This is a genomic window from Anatilimnocola floriformis, from assembly GCF_024256385.1.
Classification (GTDB): domain Bacteria; phylum Planctomycetota; class Planctomycetia; order Pirellulales; family Pirellulaceae; genus Anatilimnocola; species Anatilimnocola floriformis.
The window spans coordinates 1,317,183-1,328,702 of record NZ_JAMLFW010000002.1 but is presented as its reverse complement, the minus strand read 5'-3'; the positions used below and the strand labels follow the sequence as shown (position 1 = coordinate 1,328,702).

At 59.7% G+C, this 11,520-nt stretch carries 4 protein-coding genes; 3 read left to right on the top strand and 1 reads right to left on the bottom strand.

What is annotated here, in order from left to right; translation table 11 throughout:
- Positions 1-40: 40 nt before the first annotated feature.
- Complete coding sequence (locus tag M9Q49_RS30005) at positions 41-421, top strand: DMT family protein (protein ID WP_254512989.1); 381 nt, start codon at positions 41-43, stop codon at positions 419-421.
- 12 nt (positions 422-433) lie between these two features.
- On the opposite strand, the gene M9Q49_RS30000 is transcribed toward M9Q49_RS30005, so the two are convergent.
- Positions 434-2,278, bottom strand: a complete 1,845-nt coding sequence (locus M9Q49_RS30000) for an ABC transporter ATP-binding protein (protein WP_254512988.1) — start codon at positions 2,276-2,278, stop codon at positions 434-436.
- A gap of 352 nt (positions 2,279-2,630) precedes the next feature.
- Between M9Q49_RS30000 and M9Q49_RS29995 the strand changes: the two genes are divergently transcribed.
- Positions 2,631-2,825, top strand: coding sequence for a hypothetical protein (locus M9Q49_RS29995; RefSeq protein ID WP_254512987.1), 195 nt, complete (start codon positions 2,631-2,633; stop codon positions 2,823-2,825).
- A gap of 51 nt (positions 2,826-2,876) precedes the next feature.
- Positions 2,877-11,504 (top strand): GH36-type glycosyl hydrolase domain-containing protein, encoded by an 8,628-nt coding sequence (locus M9Q49_RS29990; RefSeq protein ID WP_254512986.1) that lies wholly within the window; start codon positions 2,877-2,879, stop codon positions 11,502-11,504.
- Positions 11,505-11,520: the final 16 nt, after the last annotated feature.

Below are 11,520 nucleotides of genomic sequence, written 5' to 3'. Positions count from 1 at the left end.
CGGCCACCGTTCCATCCTCCAGACCTCTGCAAGCTCGCACATGAATCCCAAAACACTCCTGCTGGTTTATTCCATCGGCCTGCTCGTTGCTTCTAACTTCTTCATGCTCTGTGCCTGGTACCTGCACATGCAGTTGCCGGTTCTGAAGAAGCTGTCACTGATTCTGGTAATTGTCATCAGCTGGGGCATCGCGTTCTTCGAGTACATGCTGCAAGTCCCCGGTAACCGCCTCGGCCACGATGCGGGCCTGAACTTCGGTCAGCTAAAGATTCTGCAGGAGATCATCACGCTCGCGGTGTTCGTGCCGTTCTCGCTGTGGATGCTGGGCGAACCGCTGAAGTGGAATTATCTCGCTGCCGCCGTTTGCATGGCGGGGGCTGCGTACTTCGTTTTCAGCAGCGGTTTTTCCGGCGTGGAATGAGCACGAGAATAATCAATGGCTGACTGCCGGCGTGAGCTTGTGCGCCACGTCGGGCTCGGCTTCGGCACAGTGGACGAGATCCGAAAATAGCCCGTCCTGCTCCATCAGTTCGTCGTACGAACCGATGGCCGTGACGCGTCCATCTTCGAAGACCAGAATGCGGTCGCAGTTCTTCAGCGTCGACAAGCGATGAGCGATCAGAATCGTAGTTCGATCGGGATTGCGAATGCCGAGGGCCGACTGCACGTGCCGTTCGCTGATGTTGTCGAGAGCGCTGGTCGCTTCGTCGAGAATCAAGATCGGCGCGTTCTTCAACAGCAACCGAGCAATGGCTAGCCGCTGTCGCTGACCGCCGGAAAGATTCTGGCCGCGCTCCGTCACTTGGGCCTGATAGCCGAGCGGCATTTGCAGAATCTCGTCGTGCAAGTTGGCTTGCTGGGCCGCATGTTCGACATCGGCCTGGTTCACATCGCCGTTGCCGTAGGTGATGTTGTCGCGAATCGTGCCGGAAAAGACGAACGGATTCTGACCGACATAGCTCACCAGGCCGGCGAGTTCCTCGCGGCTGACTTCTTCGAGCGGCCTGCCGCCCAGTTTCAGCTGACCTCCTTGTGGATGGACGAGTCGCAGCAGCACTTTGATCCAGGTCGATTTGCCGGATCCCGACCGGCCGGCCACGCCGATCGTTTCGCCGTGATGAATCGAGAGCGTCAGGTGATCGAGCGCGAGCCGCGTTTTGCCATCCGGCGTCTGATATTGCACGAGCAAATCGTCGATTTCGATTAACGGTTGACCAGTCTTCACCGACAGATCGTGGTTGGGCGTGGCGAACGAACGATCGAGCGGCGTCTCGAGCATCTGCAATAGATCGCCGACGCGCAGGCTCGCTTCGTGACCTTCATCCAGCACGCGATGAACCTCGTTCAGCGGCGCCATGACGTTGAGGAACAGCACCGAAAATGTCAGCACATCGCCAAAGCTGATCTTGCCGTGAATGGCCAGATACGTCGCCATGGCTAGCACGATGATGTGAAAAAAGCCCTCGTTCAAGGCCTTCAAACAGCCGTAGACCGACATTTCGAAATGATGTTTCACTTCACTCTTGCGGCGTTTCTCGGCCGATTGCGTGAGACGGAACATTTCGAAGTTGTACGTGTGCGCGACGCGAATGTACTCCGCGCCGCCAAGTTGTTCGACGACTGCGCCGTCGATTTCCTCGCAGTCCCGCATCAAGCTCGTACGTACACCCTTCTGCGACTTAAGTTGTCGCAGCGTGAGATACACAGCCAGCGGAATCACACCAAGCATGATCAATCCCAGCAGCGGTTGCTTGCACGCTGCAGCAATGATCGCAAAGGCGCCGGTCAGAAACGCCGGCAAGCAATCGAGAAACATCAGCCGCACAAAACGAATGAGCCCATCGACGCTGCGAAAGATTTTGCCGTGCAGCACGCCGACTTTCTCGCCATTGAGCGACGTCAGATCGCCGCGCAGCGCGTGACCGACGAGTTTCAATTGCATGTCGCGATTCAGCCGTGCCACGCTCCGCTCGACGAACGTGCGACGGACCACATTGATCACTTCGCGCACCAGATAGATGCCGGCCAGGCTCAACAGGATCAAACCGGCGGCCCAGTACATCTGTGTGTGGCTGTATTGTTCGCGCGCACCCGACTGAATGCGATCGACGAGTTGGCCGAGCAGTAAAGCGACGCCCGTGTTGGCCACGCTCACCACGGCCATCAAGGCAGCGGCAAAGGCTAGCGTCATCCGATCTTCGGTGGCCACAAAGGGCAACACCTGGCGCGCGCGACGCGCCATCAGTCGCAACTCAGCGACGGTACCCGATTCATCCATAACTGCGTGCTTCCCAAAGGACGGCTTAATGCCTGACAAACTGACGCATGCATCGAACGGCGCTGGGAGGGAGAAGCGGCGCGTGCGGGGTCGCACCACACCTAAGCAATCCGCATTCCGCTTCTCTCGCGGCTCACGCAGACACATCTTGCGCGCCGTGCGTCGCTTCGCGTTGACTGCAGATCGTTCACTTTGATTGCGATCAACGCACTTGTTTGATGAAGAACTTGTGATGCCGCTGCATCGCCAGATCAGATTCTCGCGAAATGCAGCCAATAACGTGGCAGCGGTCGGCCAAACGAGATCGCGGCATGCAAGTTGCAAACTACCTGCAAAAACCAGGAGTCCAAATATGCCCACGCTTATCGAACTACAAAACCGCAGTTCATCCGCCAAACCACGACCAGCCTTTATTTCAGGTGAAGAGCTCGTCGCCGACCGCCGCGCCACGATCAGCCCGTCTCAGCACGTTGATCGCAAGGTCGCCGCTTATCAACCGAGCGATGGCTATCGCTCGACCGCCGCTGTTCGCCCTCGCGCTAAGTAGGGCTCTGCCTGCGCCGGGCGGTGCGCATTGACCATTTTCGGATAGCAAGCAATGTCGACCGCACCCACCTGCCCGGAGCAGCCTGCCAATCCTGCTGCGCCTGGGAATTCTCTTTTACATCCACTGCGCGGCGAAGCTTTCAGCAGTGAGCACCTCGAATTGCATTTTCGGGATGTTGCTGCGCGCATTGAGCTCGCGACGGATGAAACTCTGCCGAGCCGTGACTTCGCGCGGCGCTTTGAGCTGAATGCGACGCACATCGCGACCACGCATGCCGCGATGATCGACGCCGCGTCTCGCGGCGATGCTGTGCCCGCCGAGGCAGAATGGCTGCTCGACAATTATTACGTCGTCGAGGAGCAGCTACGCGAAATTCGCGACGACTTACCGCGCGGTTACTATCAGGAATTGCCGAAGACCAAGTCGGGGCATCCGCGCGTGTATGAGCTGGCGCGCGAGCTGGTGATTCACACCGATAGCTCACTCGATGACGCGCTCGTCGCACGCTGCCTCAAGCAGTTTCAATCGGTCGCGACCCTCACGATCGGCGAAGTCTGGGCCGTGCCGATCATGTTGCGGCTGGTGCTGGTGGAAAACCTGCGACGGCTGTGTGATCAGTTGCTCCTTTCGTATCGCTGTCATCAATCTGCGCGGAGCATGCTCGACGGCTGGGAAGCGGACAAGCCATTCGAGATTGCCGAAGAATCGGAACCGCACTGCTTTCCGACAATCATTCAGCTGCTCGAGCAGATTCCTGATCTGGGCGCCAGTCACCGCAGTGCGGCGGGCATTCTCGAGCGCCAGATTGCGGCTCGCGGTTGGAATCCGACCGATCTGGTTCGGCAGGAACACCAGCGCCAGGCAGCCAACCAGGTTTCGATCGGCAACGTCATCACCAGCATGCGGCTGATTGCGGCGCTCGACTGGAGTTCGTTCTTTGAGGACAACAACCAAGCCGAGCAAGTACTGCGGCAAGATCCGGCCGGCGTCTATCCGCAGATGCACTTCAACAGCCGCGATCAATATCGCCATGTGGTCGAGGAACTGGCTAAGCGCACCAAGCGCTCGGATGTTGAGATTGCCGAAATCGCCATCGATTGTGCGCTGGCTGCGCGAGTCGCGAATGACGACGTTGCTCGCCGCGGCCATGTTGGTTACTGGCTGGTCGATGCGGGCCGTCGACAGCTGGAAGTGCAGATCGGCCATCGCGCGCCACTGCATCGCAACTTGCGTTATGCGATGCTCCGCCATCCCAACATCACCTACTTCGGCATCCTCGGCCTGCTCACGCTCCTCGGCGTCGTGTCCATCGCCAGTATCGGTTGGTCGCTGGGCGTTCCGGTGGGAATTCTCACGCTGCTGACGTTGCTGTGGATACTTCCCGCCAGCGAACTCGCGCAAAGCGCGTCGAACCTACTGATCACCAATCTCGTCCCGCCGCGAATCTTGCCGCGGTTCGATTTCAAAGCCGGCGTGCCGCAAAACTATCCGACGATCGTCGTCGTGCCCTCGATGCTGACGAGCAACGGGGAAGTCGATTCGCTGCTAAGTCGCCTTGAGAGTCATTATCTATCAAACGGCGATGAAGCTTTCACGTTTGCCTTGCTCACGGATTTTGCCGATGCAGCCGAAGAGGTTCTGCCGGGAGATGCCGCGCTCGTCGAGCGCGCCGCGCAAGGCATTCGCACACTCAATCACCGATATCAAGCTTCTGGCCGTGCGCCGTTCTATTTGTTTCATCGCCGGCGCAAGTGGAACCCCGCCGAGGGGACTTGGATGGGGTGGGAACGGAAGCGCGGCAAGCTGATGGAGTTCGGTCGGCTGCTGCATGGCGAAGCCGAGACATCGTACGTCGTGCAAGAAGGCGATCTCGCCGCGCTCGCGCGGTTTCATGATCCCGCTTACACGCCATTTGTCATCACGCTCGATTCCGATACGCAACTGCCACACGATTCGGCCCGCAAGCTCGTCGGCACGCTCGCCCATCCGCTCAATCGCCCGAAGTTTGCTGCCGATCACGCGACGGTCACGGCTGGCTATACCATTTTGCAGCCGCGGGTGAATGTGCATCTCGCCGGCGCGGGGAGATCGTGGTTCGCGCGGATCTTCGCTGGCAGCCCCGGAGTCGATCCTTACACCACGGCGGCTTCCGATACCTATCAAGACTTATTCGGCGAAGGAAGCTTCACCGGCAAGGGCATCTACGACCTGCAAGCCTTCGAGCGTGCGCTCGGCGATGCCTTTCCTGAAAATGCAATTCTCAGTCACGATCTGATCGAAGGCTGTCACACGCGTGTCGGCCTCGTGAGCAACATCGAGGTCTACGACGGTTATCCGGCTCGCTACGACGCCGAAGCCAAGCGGGCCCATCGCTGGGTCCGCGGCGACTGGCAGTTGCTCCCCTGGCTGTTGCCCTATGTTCCGTATGCTGCCGGCTGGAAGCGGAATCCGTTGTCGCTTCTTTCACGCTGGAAAGTATTTGATAATCTCCGCCGCAGTGCGATGCCGATCGCGCTCTTCGCCGCGCTGTTGCTCGGCTGGTTCCTCGCGCCGCAAGCGGCTTGGGCGTGGACGCTCATCGCTTGCGTCATCATGTTGTTTCCGCTGTTGTCGCAAGCCGCCTTTGCCGTGCGCAATTGGCCCGCAAAAACGGCTGCCAGTGAGCACTTGCGGGCGATCACGCCTGATCTGCTGAAAACGCTCGTGCAATGCGGGCTCGCGCTCGCCTCACTGCCACACAAGGCTTGGTCGATGGTCGATGCGATCAGCCGAACGCTCGTGCGAATGTTGATCACGCGTCGCCATTTGCTCGAGTGGGAAACCGCCGCTGCCGTGGAATCGCGTGTGGCTGCCAGTCGTTGGACGCTGTTGTGGAATCTCGCCTGGTTGCCGATCCTCGCGATTCTCCTCGCCATTCTGTTGCCGTGGCCTGCGAAGCTCGCCGCCGCTCCGCTCCTTGTTTTATGGTGTGCCGCTCCAGGGATTCTCTGGTATTTGAGTCAACCGCTCCGGGTCGAACGCTCGGAATGCACGCCGCAGCAGCACGCTTGGCTGCGCGAGATCGCTTCTGATACGTGGGCGTTCTTCGAAGCCTTCGTCGGCCCCGGCGATCATTGGTTGCCGGTCGATAATGTGCAAGAAGAGCCCGAGGAAAAGGTCGCGCATCGTTTGTCACCGACGAACGAAGGGCTGTATCTGCTCTCGGCGCTGATCGCCCGCGATTTCGGTTTGACGGGCCTGCACGCGGTGACCACGGTCTGGGAGAACAACCTGCAAAATCTGCAGCGACTCGAAAAACTGAACGGGCATTTTTTCAACTGGTATGACACCGAGACGCTCCAGCCGTTGCCGCCGCGGTATGTTTCGACCGTCGACAGCGGCAACCTCGCGGCTTGCTTGCTGACATTGCACGCGGGGATCGATGAACTACACCGCGCACCAATTCTTCAAGCGGAGCATCGCCAGGGAATCGTCGATTCTCTTGAGCTGCTGATTCACGCTTGCACCGCGCTCCCCGCCGACGCGCCGAACGATCTGCGGCAATGGTCGCAGCAGCTGCAAGCGGCGGCCGAAAGTTTGCAGGCCGCACTTCCTGCAGCGCTAAACGATGGCAACAGCTGGCAGCAAGCGATCCTGCTCCTCGAACATTTCCTGAAGAACCAACCGGAAGCGCCCGCGCGACACGCCACCAACGACGCGGCGCAGTTGCTGATTCGCAAGGCCAGCCTGGTTCGCGCTCGGCTGCAAGGCATCTGCCAGGATGTCGAAACGCTCTTTCCCTGGCAGTCGCAACTCGCGGAAGTGGCGCAGCGCAAGGATTGGCAAAGCATCAGCGAGAAACTGCACGGCACGCGTAGCCTGGCGGAAATCGCCGCGCTTCCGCAGGCAGTCGAATCCCAATTGCAACAGCTGGAAAAAGCCAACGGAGATGCGAGCAACGGCGTTCGCCTAAACCAGCTGCGCGAGAAGCTGCAGCTAGGCGCGCAGGCCGCGAAAGATTTGCAGCAGCGACTAACGACGCTGTCGACTCTGGTCGAACGCCTCGCGCTCGATATGGACTTCAAGTTTCTTTACAACCCGGCGCGGCGGTTGTTTTCGATCGGCTTCAATATCGAAGATGGCCGGCTCGATCGTTCGCACTACGACATGCTTTGTTCTGAGGCTCGACTGGCCAGTTATCTGGCCATTGCCAAGGGTGATGTGCCGGCCAATCATTGGTTTCATCTCGGCCGGCATGCGACGATTTCTGCCGGGCAGTTCGCGCTCCTTTCGTGGGGCGGCACGATGTTCGAATATCTCATGCCGCCACTTTTTCAGCGGCAGTTCGAGGGTTCGCTCCTCACGCAAAGTTGCCGCACCGCCGTGCTTCGTCAGCAAGAATACGGCCGACAAAACAACGTGCCGTGGGGCATCTCCGAATCGGCGTTCGGGGCGCTCGCGGTCAACTCCGATTACCACTATCGCTCCTTCGGCGTGCCGGGCCTCGGCTTGAAACGAGGTCTCGCCAAGGACCTCGTGATCTCGCCTTACTCGACACTGATGGCGCTGATCGTCGATCCGGCGGCGGCGGCAGAAAATCTGCAGCACCTGGCCGATGCCGGCGCGTATGGCGAGTGGGGTTTTTACGACGCGCTCGACTACACTCCCGAGCGAGTTCCCTTCGGCAAGCAGCGGATCGTGGTGCGCTGTTTCATGGCGCACCATCAGGGGATGGGAATGCTCGCGCTCGGCAATCTGCTGAACAGCGGTTGTATTCAACGGCGGTTCAATGCGCATCCGATGGCGCGGGCGGCAGAACTGCTGCTGCAAGAACGCGTGCCGACGGTGATGACACCGTTCGAGGCCCACGCCGACGAAGTCGATAAGAAACCAATCGTCGGCGAAGAACAGCAATTGGTCAGTCGTCGCGTGATGGGTGTCGAGAGTCCGCTGCCGCGCACGCACTTGCTTTCGAACGGCAAGTACAGCGTGCTGTTGTCGAGTTGCGGCGGTGGCTTTAGCCGGGCCGAAGGGCTCGATGTTACGCGCTGGCGAAGCGATCGGGCCCGCGATCACTGGGGGCAGTTTATCTACCTGCGCGAGCTGGACGAAGATCTCGTCTGGTCCCCGACCTATCAACCGACGCGCGTCGCGCCCGATCACTACGAAGTGATTTTTGCGATCGATAAAGTCGATTTTCACCGCCGTCAGGGCGAAATCGAGACGCAACTTGAAGTGGCGGTCTCGCCCGAGAATAAAGCCGAAGTGCGGCAACTGCGGATCACGAATCATTCGCACCGGGCGCGGCGAATCGAAGTCACCAGTTACGCCGAAGTGGTTCTCGCGCCGGCTGCTGCCGATCTGTCGCACGCGGCCTTTCAGAAGCTGTTTGTCGAAACGGAATACATCGCCGAAGAGACGGCGCTCCTCGCGCGCCGTCGGCCACGCGACATGCAACAGCCCGCGCAATACGCGGTGCATGTGCTCGCCACGCCAGCGACCGGCGCGAGCAACATCTCTTTTGAAAGCAGCCGGGCCGCGTTTTTAGGACGCGGGCGATCGACGCAAAATCCGCAGGCCGTTTCGCAGCGTCTCACAGGAACATCGGGCGCGGTGCTCGATCCGATTATGTCGCTCCGCTGCACGGTCGAGATTCCACCGGGTGAATCGATCGTCGTGGCCTTTTCGACGGCGGTGGCTGCCTCGCGTGAAGAAGCGATGGTGCTGGCCGATCAGTATCACGAGCTGCGTCATGTGCAGCGTGTCTTCGAATTGGCGTGGGCCTATTCGCAAGTGGAACTGCGACATCAGCATTTGAACCCCGGTCAGGTGCATCAATATCAACGGCTGGCGTCGTTCCTGCTCTATCCGCATCCGAGCCTGCGCGGCGATGTCGAAATCATCGCGCAGAATCGCCTGGGGCAAAGTGGGCTCTGGCGGCATGGCATCTCGGGCGACTTGCCGATTTTGCTCGCACACGTCACCGAGCCGGAGCACATCGATCTAGTACGCGATTTGGCCCTTGCCCAGCGATTCTGGCGCGAGCGCGGTTTCCGCGCCGATCTGGTGATCATCAATGACTATCCGGGCAGCTATATCGACGCGCTGCAGGATCAGATGGTCGCGCTGATGCAGGAGCTAAATTCGACGGCGGACAAGCCAAGTGTCTTCTTGCTCCGCGGAGCGCACTTGCCTGCGGAAGAACAGCAACTGTTCGAAACCGCAGCTGCGTGCGTGCTCCGCGGCGAACATGGCTCGCTGTCGCAACAGCTCGATGCCGCCAATCAGTTGGCTGCCGAAACGGCGACTTACGCGCGAGACAACAACGGCGCGATTATTATCCGACCGGCCCCACCCGTTGATGCTGCGAAAACTCAGTCGCTGGAATTCTGGAACGGCGTGGGTGGCTTTGCCGAAGACGGCAAGGAATATCGCATTTGTGTTCGTGGCGACGAACGTCCGCCGATGCCCTGGTCGCACGTCGTTGCGAACGAGAAGCTCGGCTTTTTGATTACGGAAGCAGGGGGCGGTTATTCGTGGTTTGCCAATAGTCGCGAGAACAAACTGACGACCTGGTCGAACGATCCGGTTGAGGATTGTCCCGCCGAAGTTTTGTATGTGCAGGACGAAACTACAGGCCAGATTTGGACGCCAATGATTTCGAGCCCGTCGGCGACGACGTGGGCTCATTACGGTGCTGGCTACGCGCGATTCACGCAAGCCAACGACGGCTTGCAGCAAGAGACGACGCTAAGCATCGATCAAACCGAGCCGGTGAAGATCGTCCGCGTGAAGCTGACCAACAATTCGAGCAAGCCGCGTTCGCTGCGCGTCAGCTACTTTGCCGAATGGGTTCTCGGCGTCGTGCGCGAGCAGACGCACTTGCATTTGCGGACCGATTTCGATGCGGGCACGCAGGCCGTTCTCTGCCGCAATCCGTTTCATCCCGACTATCCCAATCAGGTCGCGTTTCTCAAAGTTCTCGGCAGTTCGAGCGGCTACACAGCCGATCGCGCGGGGTTCCTCGGTCGACATGGTTCGTGGGCCGCGCCGGCTGGCTTGAATGCCGATGAACTCGATCGCCGCACGGGAACTGTGCTCGATCCCTGTGCCGTTGTGCAATCGGCGTTGCAACTCGCGCCGCGGCAGACCGTCGAAATCACTTTCCTGCTCGGCAGCGGCGATGACGAAGCCGATGCGCGGCGGATTCTGGCGAAGTTCAACTCGCCCGAGTCGGCTGCGACGGCGGTTCGACAAAACATCGAGCAGTGGCAGAAGATTCTTACTGCCGTGCAAGTGAAGACGCCGAATCGCTCGCTCGATTTATTGATGAATCAATGGCTGCTGTATCAGGTCCTTTGCTGTCGCATGTGGGCTCGCTCGGCTTTCTATCAATCGGGTGGCGCTTACGGTTTTCGCGATCAGCTGCAGGACTCGATGGCCGTAGTCTACAGTCGGCCCGATTTGATGCGCGAGCATTTGCTCCGCGCCGCCGCCCGGCAGTATCGCGCGGGGGACGTACAACACTGGTGGCATCCGCCGCATGGCAAGGGAACGCGCACCCGATTCTCTGACGATCTGCTGTGGCTGCCGCTCGCGGTCGGTCACTACGTGCGCGTGACCGGCGATGACCAAGTGCTGGCCGAGACGGTAACGTTCCTCGATTCACCGCCGCTACAACCGCACGAGCACGAGCGGTACGAACAGCCGAAGGTCTCAAACGAATCGGCATCGCTGTATGAACATTGCTTGCGGACCATTGATCGCGGTTTGCAGTTTGGCGCGCACGGTTTGCCGCTGATGGGCTGCGGCGACTGGAACGACGGCATGAACAAGGTCGGCGAAGGAGGCAAGGGCGAAAGTGTGTGGGTCGGCTGGTTCCTGCTCGTGGTGATGGATGAGTTCCTGCCGCTGATGCGCGAGCGCGGCGACGTGACCAAGGCTACCGAATACGAAGCCACGATGCGCGAGCTCCGTCGCGCGCTTGAATTGCATTGCTGGGACGGCGAGTGGTATCGCCGGGCCTACTTCGACGATGGCTCGCCGCTCGGTTCGAAACAGAACGATGAGTGTCAGATCGATTCGCTCGCGCAAACGTGGGCTGTGTTCGCCGGTGGTGATCCTGAGCGTGCTCGGAAAGGCATGCAATCGGCCGTCAAACGACTTGTCGATCGGCAGCACGGTTTGGTGCTGCTGTTTGAGCCGCCGTTTGATAAGGGGGCGATGGATCCGGGTTACATCAAGGGTTATCTTCCCGGCATCCGCGAAAACGGTGGGCAATACACGCACGCTGCGACGTGGATGATTCAAGCTCTCGCCGAGCTGGGCGAAGCCGATCAGGCCTTGTCGTTGCTCGATTTGATCAATCCGATTCTGCACGCCGATTCGCCGGACAAGGTGGCTCGCTATCAGGTCGAGCCTTACGTTCTCGCTGCCGATGTTTATGGCGCCGCGCCACATCAGGGCCGCGGCGGTTGGACGTGGTACACCGGTTCCGCGTCCTGGCTGTATCGGGTGATTCTGGAAAAAATGCTCGGACTGCAAGCAACGGCGGATGGTCTTTCGCTAGCTCCGCATGCTCCCGAAATGTGGGCCGGTTTTGAAATCACCGTGCAGCACAACGGCGGCAAGCAAACGCTGACCTGGCCGAATTCGGCAGAGCGCAAAGAGTCTCCGAGCTTGACCTCGCAGGTTCGTTAAGGGATGCACGGTGGCG

Coding starts and splice junctions, on each gene's coding strand:
- M9Q49_RS29995 (WP_254512987.1), top strand. CDS start 2,631: ATGCCCACGCTTATCGAACTACAAAACCGCAGTTCATCCGCCAAACCA.
- M9Q49_RS29990 (WP_254512986.1), top strand. CDS start 2,877: ATGTCGACCGCACCCACCTGCCCGGAGCAGCCTGCCAATCCTGCTGCG.
- M9Q49_RS30005 (WP_254512989.1), top strand. CDS start 41: ATGAATCCCAAAACACTCCTGCTGGTTTATTCCATCGGCCTGCTCGTT.
- M9Q49_RS30000 (WP_254512988.1), bottom strand. CDS start 2,278: ATGGATGAATCGGGTACCGTCGCTGAGTTGCGACTGATGGCGCGTCGC.